General features: G+C 34.4%; 22 protein-coding genes. 17 read left to right on the top strand and 5 right to left on the bottom strand.

Annotated elements, in window-relative coordinates; genetic code table 11:
• The first annotated feature begins 25 nt into the window (after positions 1–25).
• The gene (locus I5M07_RS08610; protein WP_200105844.1) at positions 26–646 is read left to right on the top strand and encodes a hypothetical protein; all 621 of its coding nucleotides are present in this window, start codon (positions 26–28) and stop codon (positions 644–646) included.
• Between the two features lie 598 nt (positions 647–1,244).
• Here I5M07_RS08610 and I5M07_RS08615 read toward each other — a convergent pair.
• Positions 1,245–2,444 (bottom strand): DUF418 domain-containing protein, encoded by a 1,200-nt coding sequence (locus I5M07_RS08615; RefSeq protein WP_200105845.1) that lies wholly within the window; start codon positions 2,442–2,444, stop codon positions 1,245–1,247.
• 750 nt (positions 2,445–3,194) lie between these two features.
• Here I5M07_RS08615 and I5M07_RS08620 point away from each other — a divergent pair.
• From I5M07_RS08620 to I5M07_RS08680, 13 genes are all read left to right on the top strand, one after another.
• Entirely contained in the window at positions 3,195–3,755 is a 561-nt protein-coding gene (locus I5M07_RS08620) for a DUF6438 domain-containing protein (RefSeq protein ID WP_200105846.1), read from the top strand.
• A 114-nt stretch (positions 3,756–3,869) separates the two neighbouring features.
• Positions 3,870–4,439 (top strand): AAA family ATPase, encoded by a 570-nt coding sequence (locus tag I5M07_RS08625; protein ID WP_200105847.1) that lies wholly within the window; start codon positions 3,870–3,872, stop codon positions 4,437–4,439.
• A gap of 336 nt (positions 4,440–4,775) precedes the next feature.
• Positions 4,776–5,546 (top strand): 3'-5' exonuclease, encoded by a 771-nt coding sequence (locus tag I5M07_RS08630; RefSeq protein WP_200105848.1) that lies wholly within the window; start codon positions 4,776–4,778, stop codon positions 5,544–5,546.
• 97 nt (positions 5,547–5,643) lie between these two features.
• Positions 5,644–6,255: a fumarylacetoacetate hydrolase family protein gene (locus I5M07_RS08635; protein WP_200105850.1), complete on the top strand. Its 612-nt coding sequence runs from the start codon at positions 5,644–5,646 to the stop codon at positions 6,253–6,255.
• Positions 6,255–6,608 carry an Hpt domain-containing protein gene (locus tag I5M07_RS08640; RefSeq protein WP_200105852.1) on the top strand — a complete coding sequence of 118 codons (354 nt, stop codon included), beginning with the start codon at positions 6,255–6,257 and terminating at the stop codon, positions 6,606–6,608. The genes I5M07_RS08635 and I5M07_RS08640 overlap by 1 nt, the downstream gene beginning before the upstream one ends.
• A gap of 109 nt (positions 6,609–6,717) precedes the next feature.
• A complete protein-coding gene (locus I5M07_RS08645; protein WP_200105854.1) occupies positions 6,718–7,971 on the top strand; it encodes a competence/damage-inducible protein A in 1,254 nt (417 codons plus the stop codon).
• A 71-nt stretch (positions 7,972–8,042) separates the two neighbouring features.
• A complete protein-coding gene (rpmB, locus tag I5M07_RS08650) occupies positions 8,043–8,279 on the top strand; it encodes a 50S ribosomal protein L28 (RefSeq protein WP_200105856.1) in 237 nt (78 codons plus the stop codon).
• A 30-nt stretch (positions 8,280–8,309) separates the two neighbouring features.
• Complete coding sequence (gene rpmG / locus I5M07_RS08655) at positions 8,310–8,492, top strand: 50S ribosomal protein L33 (protein ID WP_017495179.1); 183 nt, start codon at positions 8,310–8,312, stop codon at positions 8,490–8,492.
• Positions 8,493–8,498: 6 nt separating this feature from the next.
• The gene (locus I5M07_RS08660; RefSeq protein WP_200105858.1) at positions 8,499–8,651 is read left to right on the top strand and encodes a DUF4295 domain-containing protein; all 153 of its coding nucleotides are present in this window, start codon (positions 8,499–8,501) and stop codon (positions 8,649–8,651) included.
• Between the two features lie 125 nt (positions 8,652–8,776).
• A complete protein-coding gene (gene ftsY, locus I5M07_RS08665; RefSeq protein WP_200105860.1) occupies positions 8,777–9,730 on the top strand; it encodes a signal recognition particle-docking protein FtsY in 954 nt (317 codons plus the stop codon).
• Between the two features lie 271 nt (positions 9,731–10,001).
• Positions 10,002–10,445: a hypothetical protein gene (locus tag I5M07_RS08670; protein ID WP_200105863.1), complete on the top strand. Its 444-nt coding sequence runs from the start codon at positions 10,002–10,004 to the stop codon at positions 10,443–10,445.
• A complete protein-coding gene (locus I5M07_RS08675) occupies positions 10,426–10,722 on the top strand; it encodes a DUF721 domain-containing protein (protein ID WP_200105871.1) in 297 nt (98 codons plus the stop codon). Before I5M07_RS08670 ends, I5M07_RS08675 begins: the two co-directional genes overlap by 20 nt.
• Before the next feature lie 310 nt (positions 10,723–11,032).
• Positions 11,033–11,335, top strand: coding sequence for a cytochrome c (locus tag I5M07_RS08680; protein ID WP_200105873.1), 303 nt, complete (start codon positions 11,033–11,035; stop codon positions 11,333–11,335).
• 29 nt (positions 11,336–11,364) lie between these two features.
• On the opposite strand, the gene I5M07_RS08685 is transcribed toward I5M07_RS08680, so the two are convergent.
• Entirely contained in the window at positions 11,365–11,919 is a 555-nt protein-coding gene (locus I5M07_RS08685) for a thioredoxin family protein (RefSeq protein WP_200105875.1), read from the bottom strand.
• 247 nt (positions 11,920–12,166) lie between these two features.
• Here I5M07_RS08685 and rimO point away from each other — a divergent pair, with 247 nt between their 5' ends.
• The 3 genes from rimO to I5M07_RS08700 are packed head-to-tail and all read left to right on the top strand — an operon-like array spanning position 12,167 to position 14,949.
• Positions 12,167–13,480 carry a 30S ribosomal protein S12 methylthiotransferase RimO gene (rimO, locus tag I5M07_RS08690; RefSeq protein ID WP_200105884.1) on the top strand — a complete coding sequence of 438 codons (1,314 nt, stop codon included), beginning with the start codon at positions 12,167–12,169 and terminating at the stop codon, positions 13,478–13,480.
• A 38-nt stretch (positions 13,481–13,518) separates the two neighbouring features.
• Positions 13,519–13,995 (top strand): hypothetical protein, encoded by a 477-nt coding sequence (locus tag I5M07_RS08695; protein WP_200105886.1) that lies wholly within the window; start codon positions 13,519–13,521, stop codon positions 13,993–13,995.
• A 45-nt stretch (positions 13,996–14,040) separates the two neighbouring features.
• Positions 14,041–14,949 carry an N-acetylmuramoyl-L-alanine amidase gene (locus I5M07_RS08700; protein ID WP_200105888.1) on the top strand — a complete coding sequence of 303 codons (909 nt, stop codon included), beginning with the start codon at positions 14,041–14,043 and terminating at the stop codon, positions 14,947–14,949.
• 352 nt (positions 14,950–15,301) lie between these two features.
• On the opposite strand, the gene I5M07_RS08705 is transcribed toward I5M07_RS08700, so the two are convergent.
• The 3 genes from I5M07_RS08705 to nusB form a co-directional block, all read right to left on the bottom strand.
• Positions 15,302–16,333 (bottom strand): porin, encoded by a 1,032-nt coding sequence (locus I5M07_RS08705; RefSeq protein WP_200105890.1) that lies wholly within the window; start codon positions 16,331–16,333, stop codon positions 15,302–15,304.
• A gap of 580 nt (positions 16,334–16,913) precedes the next feature.
• Positions 16,914–17,186, bottom strand: coding sequence for a preprotein translocase subunit YajC (gene yajC, locus I5M07_RS08710; protein WP_200105897.1), 273 nt, complete (start codon positions 17,184–17,186; stop codon positions 16,914–16,916).
• Between the two features lie 29 nt (positions 17,187–17,215).
• Positions 17,216–18,127, bottom strand: coding sequence for a transcription antitermination factor NusB (nusB, locus tag I5M07_RS08715; RefSeq protein ID WP_200106368.1), 912 nt, complete (start codon positions 18,125–18,127; stop codon positions 17,216–17,218).
• Positions 18,128–18,257 lie beyond the last annotated feature (130 nt).

Genomic DNA, 18,257 nt, shown 5'->3' on the forward strand with positions numbered 1-18,257 from the left:
AACATCAAAAAAAATAAAAACCGAAATGAAGAAAATATTTCCCACAATTTTATTTTTTATTTGTTTTATTAAAACTTGGTCACAAGAATATAAATCACCAGAATATCAAAAAAAGAAATTTGAAGAAGCGAATGAATATTTAAAAAATTCAGATGTTTTTAGCGCTGCTGGTGTTTTTCAATTTGTAAATGAATTAAATCCAAATAACGAATTGGGAAAAATTTCTCTCAAAAAGTCAGACTCATTAAGACCAATTGCACGCCAAAAATTAAAAGAAAGTTTAATTGGCACTTGGAAACTTAATAGAACTGGTTCAAATTGGGGATTTGAAAAAATAAATGATACTATTAATGATAAAATATTAATTGTAAATGAAAGTGAATTTAAGTTTTACGAACAAAACATCAAAACTAAAAAACTAAAACTGATAAAATCCGAAAAAATTAAATTTTCAAAAAGCATTCACGAAAAATTTTATTCTTATGAATTTGTATTTTCTGACAACAAAATTTGGCATATTAGTAAAAATGAACAAAGTGGTGAATTGAGACAAGTGAATACTGGTGAGGAAAATAAAGATGGAAGAACCGAAATAGTTTGTGGAAATTTGGAACTTATCTATACCGAAATAGAGACTTTAAAATAGATTCATCGCCCAATACACGCCTCCTATGTAAAACACGATTAAGTTATTAACAACTTTGAAGTAAGGTTTATATGTCGTTTTTTTTTCGATTTCAATATTCCGTAATATGGCTTGTTGGTAAGGTAGGCAACTAACTTTTGTCCGCCTAAGGCTAGGACATAAAAGTTAGGCTCACTTTACCAATCATGCCACGAATTATTTCTTTCTTTTTAAATTCTTAAGGCTCCTGCTCCGATTACCCTGAATAGCATCCGTGCCTAACATATTTCCATGAAAACGACAGTTTTTTTAATGCTATTAGTAAAAAAGCCAAATCTCCCTGCTGGTGCAATCGTCTAGCTCATGAATAATATCACTTGAATTATGTGATAAGTACCTATTTACTTCTGTTGACATAATAAAGCGTTCGCAACGTGGCTCATTCTTGTATACCGCCATAATGCTACATTTACATTACAAAAGACAGTATTATCTTATTCATAATTGCCATTGACATCATCTCATTGAAAAAAAAATAATTTTAGCTTCAACAGGTTGGCATAGTGCTATCGTTACGGGGGGATATACGCGCCGTTAAGTGTCTTTTTTATCTAAAGAATTATATCGTATTTATTTCTGTAAAAGTAGTTGACTTTGCTTTTTTTAAAGGTAGTAGTTTTCGATAACTGGCAGATCGCCATAGCCATTCAATCGGACCATAATTATATTTTGAAAGCCACCATTTACTTATAAACAATTGAAGAATAAATACAAAAACTGCTAAACAAAAATAAAACCAATAAGGCATTTTATCTCCAATTCCTAAGCCGATTCCTGAGAATATAAATACGCCTAAAATATTTTGTGCCATATAATTTGTCAACGTCATTTTTCCTCCATAGCTAAAATAACTGAAAATAGTTTTTAGTTTACCATTAGTATATAATAAGCAAATTCCTGAAGCAATAAAAACCATTGTGCTTAAAACGAGCCAGAAATAAGGAATGAAAAAAATCAAAATATCGAATCTCTTATAGAAAATAATTAGATTAAATGAGGAGAAAATAATAATCGATATTATTAAACTTAACCAAAATGTTCGTTTTAATAATTTTTTATATTCGTTTAAGCGATTAAAAAAATCTATTTTTTGAAGTAAAAAACCTAGAAGCATGCACGCAAACATTAACGTATGTACAACAATTGCATATCCTGGAATAATCATCTCATCGTAAAAGGAAGCTAGTAGATTAAAGTTGAATAAATCAAACCAGTTTCCTGAATGATATAATTTTAAATAGGCTGGGTTTGTAGTTATTCCAACAGGATTAAATTCGATACCATTAACATAAGCAGTTAAAAAAGGAATGCTAATTATTAGAATGCTACAAATTAAGATTAATGTTTTTGAAGGAAGTCGGTAAAAGAGTAACATTAAAAGACCTAAAACAGCATAATCTTTTAAGATGTCACCGTACCAAAAAAGGGAGTTAATAAAAGCAAATAAGAAGAGTAATACCATTCTCCAAGAAAAAAACAGAATTGGATTTTTACCTTTGGCAACGATATTATTTATTAAAATTGCAAAACCGTAGCCAAATAAAATGGACAATAAAGTCCATGATTTTGCTGAAACTAAATATTCATTAACAGACAGGAGTATTTCAGATATAATACTTTGTTTTGTTTCGTGCGGTACACCAATTGTTTGAAAAGCGGAATAATTTCCAATAGCAACTCCTAAAATTGCCCAGCCTCTAAGGATATCAACAATAACTGTTCTTTTGCTTTGTTCGATGGGTTGGTGTTTTTTTTCCATTGTACCAATATTTTTGAGATTAATAATGCAATTTTAGATGAATTTAAAAATCACTTCTAAAATGTTTTGCTTATTGTAAATAAAAATCTTTGTTTTTATGGCAAATTTCAAATTAAATAAGGCTAATAAATAAAACTTACTTATTTTTTATTGTCTTATTATTAAGTGTGTAAGTATTTGATTTTTAATCAAAAAAAAAATAAAAGTAATCAATTTAAAAATTTAATTTAGTTTTTTGTTACATAAAATATTATAAATATTTTTCAAGATTTTTATTTAGCTGTTAAGAATATCCAATCGTTATCCCGCTGAATCCATGATCTCGCTCCTGAAGAGCTTCACTTAATTCATTTGATAATTATAACGATTTGTAATAAACCCGATTGCGCGGAATTACATTCCGTGCTCCGTAAATTAAAACACCACTTTTCTGGAAGTATAAGTGTAATGAACATAAAACGAGTATTTTAAACCATGTTTGTAAACACTTTGGTAACCTAAAATGTATGTTCTGGTTTTTTTTAGCAGTGAAAAGAAACAAAAAAAGGACAGAAAACCGATTTACATCATTATTATTATTATTCTAACTCTCGATTAACAACCAGTTTATTTTTTAAACCAATAAGCAAAAACCTAAAGAATTTTCTGTTAAATTGCAGGTCGATTTTCAGATTTATCTTGCTGGATTGAGGTATTGGCCTGAAATGATAAGTAGTATACATTAATTATATGCCATTTTAAAACAGCACTGTGCAAAGTATAACTAAAATTATTCTCATTCTTTTTCTTTTGACTTTGATTTCGTGTAATAGAAAAACAGAAGAAGAAAATCCTATTAAATATTTCGAATTTAGTTACGGCGATACTTTTGGCTCAAGTTTTACAATGGTATACAAACCTAAAGACAGTTTATATATTAGACAACATTGGTCGTCAAGTGAAGTTTTTGACAGTTTAAATATACCACAAGGCAAAACGAATTATTCAGCTAAAATCAGTGAAAGTGACGAGCAAAGCTTAGTGAAAGTTATTTCAAAACTGAAACTTAGAACATTAAAAAATGAATATTTTGAAGATTATAGCGACGGTCGAACTTATGCAATATTTATAAATAATGATTCAATAAAAAAGCTAATTAAGGTTCATAGCCATAATGCTCCAAAAGAACTAGATAGTTTAGCAGGCTGGATTTATCAATTGAAACAAAAATTAAAACTGAAAAAAACTGAAAAAGAACTGAATTTTAAAAGTGCAGAATATGTACTTCCTCCGCCACCGCCACCGTCAATAGAGAAAAAAAAGGGCATTTAACAGCCGTTTGTCTTATTGCGGATTTAGTGGGAATATCGTTTTCAAAACCCACAAACCGGTTGTGGAGTCAAAACGTCATCAGAAACTATTCCGTGAAATCAAGGATATTCGCACATGAAGAAACAAACCGAAAATTTTTATATTATTACTGGCGGACCAGGAGTTGGAAAAACTACTTTATTGAAAGAGTTGGAGAAAAGTGGATATGAAATTGTGCCTGAAGAGGCTAGAAAAATAATTAAACAACAGGTAGAAGCGGAAGAAAATGGACTTCCTTGGAAAGATAAAAAGCGGTACACCGATTTGATGTTTAATGTTTCTGTAAAAACATATTTAGAGATACAATTATCAAACAAAAATTCTATTTACTTATTTGATCGTGGAATAATAGACTCAATTTGTTATGCAGAAATGTGTAAATTGAATATTTCAGAAGAAATGAATAAAATAGCAATCCAATGTGTTTTTAATAAAAATGTTTTTATACTTCCACCTTGGGCTGACATTTATGAAAATGACCAAGAAAGAAAACAAACTTGGGAAGAAGCGGTATATACTTTCGAAAAAATGAAAGAGATTTATAAAAAATATGGTTATAATATCATCGAAGTACCTAAAGATACTGTTGAAAACAGAAAGAAATTTGTGCATGAAGTAATAGAAAATAATAACCGAAAATTATAGCCCCGGTCTACAAGGAGTTCTTTTTGTTCTCTGAAAATTTTGCAAATGTCTCCGACTTCAAACACATTCCATAGGTACACAACAACCCAAAACCATCAACAACCAACAATCCACTCTAATCAGGGAGTTCAGAACCATCTCACAACTCACAACTCACAACTCACAACTCACAACCCACAACTCACAACCCACAACTCACCACTCACCATTCACCATTCACCATTCACCATTCACCACTCACCATTAAAAGCTCATTTCCCAAAAAACACATTTATCCCTTCAAAATTGTGATTTTCGCCTTTAACCTATACATTTGTAACCTTAACAATGTGATAAATGGAGCTGAAACTGAACAAACCCATCTGCTTTTTTGATTTAGAAACCACCGGAATCGATATCGGAAAAGACCGAATCGTCGAAATTTCCATCCTAAAAGTATTTCCAAACGGCAATAAAGAAAGTAAAACGTGGTTGGTAAACCCGACCATTCCCATTCCGCCGCAAACCACCGCGGTGCACGGCATAACCAATGAAAAAGTGGCCAACGAGCCTACTTTTGCCGAGTTGGCATCACAAGTATACCAAATGATCAAAGACAGCGATTTGGCAGGATATAATTCGGATCGCTTTGATATCCCGTTATTGGCAGAAGAACTTTTGCGAGCAGGCGTTGATTTTGATATGAAAAACAAGGTATCGGTGGATGTGCAGACGATTTTTCACAAAATGGAAGAACGTACGCTAAGTGCGGCTTACAAATTTTATTGTGGCGAAAGTCTCGAAAATGCCCATTCTGCTGCTGCAGATACCTTGGCAACATATGAAATTTTAAAAGCACAATTGGATCGCTATACCGATTTGCAAAACGATGTTAAACAGTTATCCGAATTCACAACACGGAAAAAAATAGCCGATTTTGCAGGGATGATTGCCTACGACAAAGATGGAATGGAAGTATTTACCTTCGGAAAACATAAAGGTAAAAAAGTAGAAGCCATCCTCGAATCCGAACCTGGTTATTTCAGTTGGATGCAACAAGCCGATTTTCCCCTGTATACCAAAAAAGTACTAACCGCTATTAAGTTAAGGAAGCTGAATACGAAGTAGCTGAGCTTCAGAGAAGCCAAGTTACTAAGTTGCAAGAAGCTTAGGTACTTAGAGGTTTAGAAACTCAGAAACTTAGAGGCTTAGAAACTCAAAAAATATGAAAATCATTTGCATCGGGCGAAATTACGCCAACCACATAACAGAACTGCAAAACGAGCGCCCTACGGAGCCGGTTATTTTTATGAAACCGGATTCGGCTATTGTACTCAAACAACATCCGTTTGTGATTCCCGAATTTACACAGGAAGTGCACCACGAAGTAGAAGTATTGGTGAAAATCAATAAAGTAGGGAAGTACATCGAGCCGGAATTTGCACATAAATATTACGATGAAATCGGACTTGGAATCGATTTTACTGCCAGAGACTTACAAGCGCAACTCAAAGCAAAAGGATTGCCTTGGGAAAAAGCCAAAGCCTTTGATGGTTCGGCTGTAATTGGCGATTTTTTACCGAAGGAGCAATTTAGTTCCTTAGAAAATATTACTTTTGAATTGACCAACAATGGGAATACCGTGCAAAAAGGGAATACCAGCCTTATGTTGTGGAAAATTGACGAATTGATTTCGTATGTATCGCAATTTTTCACACTCAAAATAGGTGATATTCTTTTTACCGGAACTCCTGAAGGAGTGGCCAAAGTACAACCCAACGATGTGTTGGAAGGATTTTTAGAAGGACATAAATTATTCAGAATACCAGTAAAATAATGGCTTTAAAATACAATCTATCCAAAGTGTACGCGCTTTCCGATAATGACCCCGAATTTGTAAACCAAATTTTAACCCTTTTTGTAACCGAGGTTCCCGAGGATTTATTGCAAGTCAAAGAAGGAATCAAAAAGAAAGATTACAAACACGCCTATGCCTACGCGCACAAAATTAAGCCCACACTTGATTTAATGGGACTCAATGTGGCCTTTGAAGAGATTCTGCAAATTGAAGCTTGGACCAAATCAGAAGGGAAAAAGAAAGAGATTGAAGAAACCTTCAAAAGTGTGCGTCATCAAGTGAAAGAAGCTGTCAAAGAAATCAAAAAAGATTTTGATTTGAATTTGGATTAAATCCATTTTTAAGAAACAGCATTTGCATCTAAACGTAATTCCTAATTACAAGCTTTAAAGTGACATTTTTAGTTTGAAAAGAATTTATTTTCCAATAGCCTAAAAAAATATGAAAGCAGCCATTGTGACCATTGGAGATGAAATTTTAATTGGTCAAATTACCGATACCAATTCGGCTTATATTGCTCAAGCCTTGGATAAAATTGGCATTGCCGTAGTTCAACTCCTTTCTATTGGAGATGATCAAGAGCAAATTATAGATACTTTTGCGCGTTTACAAAACCAAGTAGATTTGGTAGTGGTAACCGGTGGGCTAGGGCCTACTAAAGATGATATTACCAAAAAAACGTTTTGCAAATACTTCGATGATGAATTAATCGTAAATCCAGAAGTCTTAGCGCATGTAACGCAACTGCTAGAGGGGATTTTCAAAAAACCGATTACACAAATTAATAAAGATCAAGCTTTGGTGCCTTCACGTAGTAAAGTGTTGCACAACGCGGTAGGGACGGCTCCCGGAATGTGGATGCAGAAAGAAAACACCGTTTTTGTTTCCTTACCAGGTGTACCTTACGAAATGAAACACTTGATGGATGAGGTGTTGCTTCCTAAAATCATCAAAAACTTTGAACGTCCTTATATACTTCACAAAACGCTTATAACTTATGGTTTGGGCGAAAGTTTACTGGCCGAACGTATAGAAGAATGGGAAGACCAATTACCCCCAGCAATTAAATTGGCCTATTTGCCGAGTCCAGGTTTGGTACGCCTGCGTTTATCGGCTCGCGGTACAGATGAAGAAATATTGCGCAACCAACTAGATGTTCAAATTGCTCAGTTAAAACCGATACTGCATGATATAGTGGTGAGTTACGAAGCGGAAGAAGCTTTAGAAGTTACGGTTTTGAGAATCTTACAAGAACAAAATAAAACCATCGCAACCGCCGAAAGTTGTACGGGAGGCAAAATAGCAGCAACCCTTGCTTCGGTGCCAGGTTGTTCTAATAATTTCAAAGGGGGAATCGTGGCCTATGCAACCGAAGTGAAGATTGATTTGTTGGGAGTCGACCAAAATACAATTGAAAAACATTCTGTCGTGAGTATGGAGGTAGCACGCGAAATGGCCCTACAAGCACAAAAAAAATTTAAAACGGATTACGCTATTGCCACTACCGGAAATGCAGGTCCGTCCAAAGGCGATTCCGATGCGTCGGTCGGAACGGTTTGTATCGCTATTGCGACCCCAAATGAAGTGCTAGTTGAAGTATTTAATTTCGGACAACCCAGAGAAAAAGTAGTACAGCGCACTGTAGTTAAGAGTTTGGAAATGTTGCACAAAGAAATTTTAAAAAATGTGCCGTAATTTTTTGTCACATCGTAATTTTTTCTTTTCTTTGCACCCTGATTTTGATTAACGATAAAAGATAAAGTATAATGTCAAGAGTTTGTGACCTTACAGGTAAAAGAGCGATGGTAGGAAATAACGTTTCTCACGCTATGAACAAAACTAAGAGAAAGTTTTCTGTAAACTTAGTTAAGAAGCGTTTTTATCTTCCTGAAGAAGATAGATGGATTACGCTTAGAGTAGCAGCATCTACGATAAAAACAATTAATAAAAATGGAATTTCAGCTGTTTTGAAAAAAGCACAAGCTGAGGGATTTATCAAATAATTCTTTTTCCAATATAAAATATAGAGCAAGATGGCAAAGAAAGGTAATAGAATCCAAGTAATTTTAGAATGTACTGAGCACAAAACTTCAGGTGTAGCAGGAACTTCAAGATATATAACAACTAAGAACAAAAAAAATACTCCAGACAGATTAGAGATTAAAAAATTCAATCCAATCTTGAAAAGAGTTACTGTTCATAAAGAAATAAAATAATTCGTCATGGCAAAGAAAACCGTAGCATCGTTACAAACAGCATCTAAGAGATTATCAAAAGCCATCAAAATGGTAAAATCTCCTAAAACCGGAGCTTATATTTTCGTAGAATCGATCATGGCTCCTGAATTGGTGGATGAGTTCTTGAAAAAGAAATAATTACATTTACAATTTATAGAAAAGCTACTTTCCTTCGAGAGTAGCTTTTTTATTTTTATATTTACCCTGTCAAAACCAAATGCGCAACGAAGGGCTATTTTCTTCATTATTAATACAAAGGAACTATGAGTTTTTTTAAAAAATTATTTTCATCTGAAAAAAAGGAGACTTTAGATAAAGGATTGGAAAAATCAAAAACGACCTTTTTTTCAAAATTAAGTAAAGCGGTCGCCGGAAAATCAAAAGTAGATGATGCGGTTTTAGACGATTTGGAGGAAATTTTGGTCGCTTCGGATGTAGGGGTTGCCACGACGCTGAAGGTAATCGAACGCATCGAAAACAGAGTAGCACAAGATAAATATTTAGGAACTGACGAACTCAATCAAATTTTAAGGGAAGAAATCGCGGCCTTACTTTCGGAAACCCATTCAGGGGAAGCAACCGAATTCGAAATTCCAAAACAAAACAAACCCTACGTGCTAATGGTGGTAGGGGTGAATGGAGTAGGAAAAACCACTACCATCGGAAAATTGGCCTACCAATTTAAAAAAGCGGGTCATAACGTGGTACTTGGAGCAGCTGATACGTTTAGAGCGGCTGCCATTGATCAATTGCAAATTTGGGCCGACCGCGTTGGAGTGCCTATTGTACGTCAAGAAATGGGTAGTGACCCAGCTTCTGTCGCTTTCGATACCTTGCAATCGGCCGTAGCACAAAATGCCGATGTGGTGATTATTGATACTGCCGGTCGTTTGCACAACAAAATCAATTTAATGAACGAATTGGCCAAGGTAAAACGCGTCATGCAAAAGGTGGTAGCCGATGCGCCACACGATGTGTTGTTGGTATTAGATGGATCAACCGGACAAAATGCCTTTGAGCAAGCCAAACAATTTACAGCTGCCACCGAAGTGACTTCTCTAGCGGTAACCAAGTTAGATGGTACGGCAAAAGGAGGGGTGGTAATTGGTATTTCCGATCAGTTTCAGATTCCAGTAAAATACATTGGAGTAGGGGAAGGAATCGAAGATTTACAAGTTTTTAATAAATACGAATTCGTAGATAGTTTTTTCAAATAAGATCATATATGCCTTTTTCTGCTTTTAATAAAATCCAACCCATAACTTTGTATTTTGCTAGTATAGTTTGTTTTGTAATAGCCAATATCGGAAAAGAGACAAGTCTGACTACATATTACCTGTTTTTAGGTTTCGGACTCGTCCTTTTTTTGGGAGGTCTTTTAATGAAATTGAAAAAATAAAAAGGATTTTTTAGTTAAATACGCAATGCAGTTCTCGAAATTTTCATGGGTGGATTCCCGAAGAAAACCACTGCTAAAATAGATTGCCAATGAAAAAAATAGCAACTTCCCTACTGTTGGTGTTGGTCTTTATAGGATGTCAACAAGGCGTTACCAAAACCGACATCACCAAGTTAAATGGCTATTGGGAAATAGAAAAAGTGGTACGACCGCAAGGCGAAGACAAAGTTTACGGAATTAACGAAAGTTTTGATTATTTTCAGGTCGATACAGCAGGTATCGGCATTCGCCAAAAAGTGATGCCGCAATTAAATGGTCGTTTTTTAACGAACGACACGCACGAAGATGTACGGGTCAAATGGCGACAAAACAAAACCTATATCGATTACAAAACGGGTTATGCCAAGTGGTCCGAAGAAATTGTGAAGCTAACCGATACCGAATTGGTTCTTAAAAACGACCAAGACAAAGAATACCATTACAAAAAAACCGAAAAAATAGACCTATTAGGAGATGGCAAAACGAATCCGTAATCAAAGTACCATTAGCGAGGTGTTGCAGGAAATTATTCAAGTCAACAAACTGCAACCCGGCATGGATCAAATCGACGTGAAAGAAGCCTGGCGCCAGCTCATGGGCAACGGTGTAAATACCTATACCCAAAACGTAGTCCTAAAAGGAAACACCCTCTATGTCGAATTAACTTCGTCAGTTCTTCGAGAAGAACTCACCTACGGCAAATCCAAAATTGTTAAAATGATAAACGAACACCTCTCGCGCGACGTAGTGAAAGACGTAGTACTTCGCTAAAGTTTCTTAGGTTTTAGGAATTGTTATTGTGAGTTTTAATTTTAGATTTTCTGATTTCCGAGTTTCAGCTATCTGCTAAAATCTTTAAATCATTAAATTTTTCAATTCACAATCACTCCATCTCCCTATCAAAGGCATATCAAAGGCATATCAAAGGCATAGATAAAGCATGAAAATCACCATATTTAGTGAGGTCGAAAAACACCTTATCAGGAGTGTAATACATTTGTAATTTTAATTTACTTTTTTGACTACGATTAGCAAACCGAATGAAGATTTTGATTAAGTTTACTAAAAAAAAACCAACGTTATGCAATCAAAATTAATCTCAATGGCAGTGTTTGCACTGCTACTAGCTTCTTGCGGAAGCAAAAAAGCAGCACCGACAGCACCTGTTACTACTACAGAAGCAGTAAGTAATGAAATGGCAAAAGAAGTAGTGGCCGGGCAAAACTTATACGAAAACAATTGTGGAAAATGCCACAAATTATACGCTCCCACCGAATACTCCAAAACCGATTGGAAGCCAATTTTACTTCGTATGCAAAAGAAAGCACATTTAGATGATACACAAATGGCCAGCATTGGAACCTATATCCATTCGAAATTATAAAACACAAAGCCGTCTACTCGACGGCTTTCTTATTTCCATTTGATGTTGCAACCCATGCTAGGCATTTGTTTAGCAGGTGCAATACGGTTGTATAGTAAGGCATCGATGGCATTTCGTAAGTCGCTCCCACTGGACACAATACCGTTATTGGGGCGCGAATCATCGAGTTGCCCACGATAAATCAACCGATCTTGACTATCAAATAAGTAAAAATCGGGTGTGCAAGCGGCATCGTACTGTCTTGCGACGTCTTGGGTCTCGTCGTATAAATACGGAAAATCTACCTTGTAATGTAAAGCCCATTCGGTCATTTTTTCTGGACTATCTTCTGGATATTTTAAAGCATCATTACTGGAAATCCCCACTACGCCAATGCCTTGTACGCGATAATCATTGGCTATTCTAACAATTTCGTCAATTACATGAATGACATATGGGCAATGATTACACATAAAAATCACTAAAGTTCCCCTGCTTCCTTTAATATCTTCGTAAAATAAATGATTGTTGGAGTTGGTGTCTTTTAAATAAAAATTAGGAGCTATCGTGCCTAGTGGCAACATTTTAGAAGCAGTTAGTGACATGGCTATTTTTTCTTTAAATAATGGCAATAAAAATTAATGCAGTTTACATATAAAAGTAAGGAATTAAAACCTTAGGTGTTCTTTGTTCATAAGTTCTTTTTTTAAGTAATACGAAAGAAGTGTTGCGTTAGAGGTGACATTGCTCTCAATTTAAGACCTTTGTTAGCTTGTAATCGGTTAGAAAATACAGCTTTCGTGCTATTTCTAGCGATAAATAATGTAATTTTGCACTCCAATTTATAAAAGTATGAGAACCAAGTCTTTAAAAAAGAACAAAATCAATGTTATCACCCTTGGATGTTCTAAAAATGTATATGATAGCGAAGTCCTAATGGGGCAGCTAAAAGCAAGTGGAAAAGAAGTAGAACATGAAGCTCCAGTAGAGAGAGAGGGCAATATTGTGGTGATAAATACCTGCGGATTTATTGATAATGCCAAAGCAGAGTCGGTAAACATGATATTGGAATATGCCGATAAAAAAGAAAAAGGATTAGTCGATAAAGTTTTTGTTACAGGTTGTTTGTCTGAGCGTTACCGTCCAGATTTGGAAAAGGAAATTCCAAATGTAGACCAATATTTTGGCACAACCGAATTGCCTCAATTACTTAAAGCGCTTGGCGCCGATTACAAACACGAATTGTTAGGAGAACGCTTAACCACGACACCTAAAAATTATGCGTATTTAAAAATTGCGGAGGGTTGTGACCGTCCTTGTAGTTTTTGTGCAATCCCTATTATGCGAGGTAAACACGTTTCGCAACCTATTGAAAAGTTGGTGAAAGAGGCAGAAGGTTTGGCTCGTGATGGGGTTAAAGAATTGATTTTGATTGCACAAGATTTGACATACTATGGTTTGGATCTTTATAAAAAAAGAAATTTAGCCGAATTATTAGAAGTTCTAGCAAAAGTAGAAGGTATTGAATGGATTCGTTTGCATTATGCTTTTCCAACAGGATTCCCAATGGATGTGTTGGATTTAATGAAAAAAGAGCCTAAAATCTGTAATTATATTGATATTCCGCTTCAGCATATTTCGGATAGTATTTTAAAATCGATGCGAAGAGGAACTACACAAGCGAAAACGACACAGTTGTTAAAAGACTTCAGAGCAGCGGTGCCAGGCATGGCTATTCGTACCACTTTAATTGTAGGATATCCTGGAGAAACTCAAGAAGATTTTGATATTTTAAAAGATTTTGTGCAAGAAATGAAATTTGATCGTTTGGGTTGTTTTGCCTATTCGCATGAAGAAAACACCCATGCGTATTTGCTTGAAGATGATGTGCCAGATGAGGTAAAGCAAGCCCGTGCCAATGAAATAATGGAATTGCAATCGCAAATTTCGTGGGACTTGAATCAGGAAAAAATTGGCAGAACTTTTAAATGCATAATCGACAGAAAAGAAGGTGGGCATTTTGTTGGTCGTACCGAGTTTGATAGTCCCGATGTAGATAACGAAGTTTTGATAGATGCTTCTAAATTTTACCTAAAAACAGGCGATTTTGCAACTATAAAAATTATTGACGCTACGGAATTTGATTTATACGGAGAACCTGCTTAAATTTACTTTCGATTTTAATTTCATCAATCCAAGTTAATATGAATACAACTGCACGATTTTTAGTAGTGTCCATGCTTTTTAGTGGGTCTTTTGTTTTCGCTCAATACGGAAATGGATATGGCTATGGAAACGGATACGGCAATAATGGCTATGGAAGTGGCCGAATGGGAGGGATGCAACAAAGTATGGGGCAACAATCTTCAAAACCCAAAGAGATTCCGGTTGAGGAAACCGTGGCTAAAATAATGGAAGATTTATCGCCTGCCTTGTCTTTAGATGGTTTGCAAGAAGTGGCCATCGGTAATGTTTTAATTGAAAGTATGAATGCACAAGGTGTTTTGATGAAAAATGAAAGTTTAAGTCAAGAGGCCAAAATGGAGCAATACAAATCATTAGCAGAAAATACCAATAAAGTAATTAACGGTTATTTGAGTCCAGATCAGCAGGAAAAATACAAAGCTTATTTAGAAGATTCTAAAAAAAGCAAAAAATCTAAAAAGAAAAAGAAAGAATAAATTGATTTTGTTTTCGTTGGTATACTTAAATAGATAAGGTAAATTATGAAAAATTACATTAGTGCCGTTTTTATGGGTGTTGTATTGGTTTCTTGCGGAAGTAAAAAACCTTACGTAGAAAGTGAAAAAGCATATAAAGTTCAATTAGAAGCTTATAAAAAACAAATATCAAGCATGCAGGCGGCGCAATTGTCGCTTCAAGAGCAAGTTAGCGAACTGTATAAAGAGTCTACAAAAGATGAATTAACTCGTTATAAAGATTCTATAACTTTAAAAAAGCCGGTTACTTTGCCTTACGGAATTAAATCGGAATGGGTAAGTACAGTAAATTTCAATCTTAGAAAACCCAATTATATCATTATTCATCATACAGCACAAGATTCATTGGCTCAAACAGTAAAAATGTTTACCAATCCCGACCGTCAGGTTAGTGCGCATTATGTAATTGGCGATGATGGAACTGTGGTGCAAATGTTAAATGATTACCTAAGAGCTTGGCATGCAGGTGCCGGAACTTGGGGAAAAGATACCGATATTAATTCGGTTTCTATCGGAATTGAATTGGACAACAATGGCTTCGAGCCTTTTTCTCTGAAACAAATTAATAGTTTATTGGCGTTATTGACAAAACTGAAAAAAGAGTATAATATTCCGACTCAAAATATTTTAGGCCACGCCGATATTGCGCCAACTCGTAAACAAGATCCAAGTGCTTTATTTCCTTGGAAGGCATTAGCTGCAAATGGTTTTGGATTGTGGCAAGACGAAATTTTAACTGAAGCGCCTCTTGATTTTCAAGTAGAACCGGCTCTGCGAATTATTGGATACAGCACCAAAAATTTGAATGCGGCTATTTTGGCTTTCAAAAGACATTATATTCCTGAAGAACCCGATAGCGTATTAGATCGTAAAACCATTAATACAATTTACTCCATCTATAAAAAACAACCTTAACTTTTAAAGGGTTACTTCTATAAAAATGCAAACGGCTTTATTTTTAAGGCCGTTTTTTTTTGTTTCTATTCATTGGAAATAAATTAGGTGAATATTATACAGACCGAGTAAAAGTCAATGTTTTCTAATTAAAAAGGATAGTTTATGGTTAGAGAAAATAGTCTGATTGCATTCTTTTAAAATAAGCAAACAATGATACTATTTCAGTGTGTGAATTAATTTGGAAAAGGCTATAAAATAAAAAACTGCCGAGAGATAATCTCGACAGTTCAAAAAAAAAAATACCATTCTGAATGTTAGAACGAATATGTCTTGGCAATCACATTTTAAATGTGAGAGCTTATAGGTTAGATTAGAAGCCGTATACTAAAGCAACTAATACTTGAGAAGCCGATTTAGCAGGGTTTAAATCTGAATTTACGAACATTACTTTATCTGAGTTTGAGTCAAGTCTAAACTCCGGGATAATCGTCAAACCACTTACTTTATAGTTTGCAGAAAATGTTAAAGCTGTTACGTCTGTATCCAATGAGCCTTCTTTTGATTTGAAGTACTCGCCACGAAGTCCTAAAGCAAAAGCATCGCTAAAAGCATAAGATGGGTACAAAGCAACTCCAGTATATCCTTGGTCGCCGTCGTTAGAAAAATCAGCAGCATTTAAACCTAACTTAAACTCATCTGTAATTTGAAAGTTAGCTGTTAAATCAAAAATAGTTCCGCTCACCGATCCATCCATAAAGTTGAAATAAGCGCTAATGGCGTCGTTAGTAAAAGACAATTGTCCTCCAACCGCATTTAAACCTTTTACTGGGTCTGCGTTGTAATAATTCCAAGAGTCATTAAATACACCTACCATTAAACCAAAATGATCCGAAATAGCATAATTTGCTTTTACTCCAGCGTTTTGGAAAGGCCCATTGGTAAACAAATAAGAAGTAGAATAGTGGAAGTTAGCTACTGGCGAAATTACTTCGTATCCAATATAAGTTCCCATATAACCTGCTGTGAAACTTAATTTATCTGTTACAGCGTAGCTAGCATATAAGTTTTGAATGTGGAATGAATTTGCTCCATTACCTTCGTTGTATGTATTATCGGAGTTTGGAATCGATTGGTATTGTCCTCTTGGTCCAAAAGATACTTCTCCCATAAAAGAAATTCCTTTAATGGTTTTTGAAAGTGCAACATCTAACATACCCAATGAAACCGAATTTTGGTCGGTAGCAAAACTGGTTGGGATGTTACTCACTTTTGAAAAATCGTATTTATAATATAAGTCTCCAGATCCTGATATTTTTAAAGGTGTTGTTTCTGGTGTTTCCTCTTGAGCAAATGTGTAAAAACTGGTTAAGAATAAACTCGAAAGTAATAAAATCTTCTTCATATTAATTTTTTTTGGTTTGTAAATGATATTTGGTTATTTCTGTTTTTTAGTTAATATTCAATTAGGATTTTTTTTCTAATCGGGTTTTGGTACTCTTTTTTTTGATGGTTTGGTTGCCCTTTTTGAATCATTAACTTGAAGCGAATTTATTAACTTTTAAAAAAGATTGAATATTTTGAAACGATTATTTGATTGAGAATGGAAAGATTTACGGATTACTAAAAAAGCAATATTGAAATCTAAATATTCTGTATTTATAGGTTGCTTTTTTATAATTATTCTCAAATAAAAAAGAGGGGTTAAATTATAAAAATGTAGTAAAAAGCAAAACTACCCCCTAAAAAATACAGTATATTTTACTTTAAAACGTTTAAAATGCAGTTTGACCCCTAAAAAAAGTACACTGAGAGTTTATATTTTGTTTTTTTAAAAAAGTAGTTGATTTTGAAAGTTGATACTTTCTTAATATGTTGTAGTTAGTTTTTTTTAGATTTAAAATTTAGCCTTTTTCAGAAAGCAAAAAAGGCCTTATTCTAATTGAATAAGACCTTTTTTAAAAGTTCAGGAAAATTTTCTCTGATTATTTTTTGGCTAATGCTGCGCTCATTTCCATTGAAATGGCCGAACGTTCCATTTTTAATTTGCCCGACATGGTTTCGATGATAACGGTTGTCTCAGCTAATTCGGCAACTCTACCGTGAAGTCCGCTTTTGGTAACTATTTTATCGCCTACTTTTAGGCTGCTTTCAAATTCTTTTTCGCTTTTAGCTCTTTTTTGTTGTGGACGAATCATAAAGAAATAGATTACCGCAAACATTAATAAAAACGGTGCAAACTGTGTTACTTGTTCCATAATATAGATTTCTGTTTTAGTTTATAATTTTACATTAAACCGCGACCGGTTTTTAGCATTCTTTTGCTAGCTTCTAAATCTTTCACCAAGCTGTCTAAAATTCCGTTGATAAAGATACTACTCTTTGGAGTCGAATATTCTTTGGCTAGTTCTAAATATTCATTCAATGTTACTTTTACCGGAATCGATGGAAATTTTAAAAATTCGCAAATGGCCATCTTTAATATAATGGTGTCAATTTCGGCAATACGGTCGGTATCCCAATTGGGAGTTTTACCGTCGTATTCTTTAGCGAGTACTTTTTCGTTTAAAACGGTTTTTCGAAACAAATCTTTAGCAAAATCTTTGTCTTCGGCATCCTTATATAAACGAGGCACTCTAAATTCGCCTTCTTCCGAATTTTTTAAAGCTTTTAATTGTTTGATGATTTGTGTATTTACCACCGGAATATCATCAACCCAAGTTAATTTATCGTCTTCTAGGTAATCGTATAATTTTTCGTTAGGTACAATAACTTCCGAAAATAAGTCAATGATAAATCGTTTGTCTTCCTCGAAAGTGTTTATGTTGTTGCTCATGTATTTTTGATACAATTCACTTGCTTTAACTTCTTTTAAAAGTAAAATGATATAATCGTCGTTAAGTGACCAGTTGTTGATTTTTCGGTTTTCTAACGCAATACTTAACGAGTTGTTCTCGGCTAGAATTTGAAAAACTTGATTTTTGATGAATTTTTCATTTGGATTGCGTTCTGCAGCAGTGGCCAAATGTTTTTTGCTGGATAGGTGTAAAAATTCGGCTTCTTTTTTACAAATTTCGATTAACGAAGAAACCATAATAAGGTATAAGTCCTGAATGCTGTCTATGCTGTAAAAAAGAAATTTTTCTTCTTTTTCTAGATTGTCCGATCCATTTTGATGCATGGCATAAATGGTTTGCATTACTTTTAAGCGAATGTGTCTTCTGTTTACCACTTTGTAAGAACTTTTATTAAAATTAGGCTGCAAAAATAAACATTTCTAATTGCATATTAAAATATATGATTCATAAATAAAATTAAAATAAGGTATA

Source organism: Flavobacterium agrisoli, assembly GCF_016522065.1.
GTDB classification, from domain to species: Bacteria; Bacteroidota; Bacteroidia; order Flavobacteriales; family Flavobacteriaceae; genus Flavobacterium; species Flavobacterium agrisoli.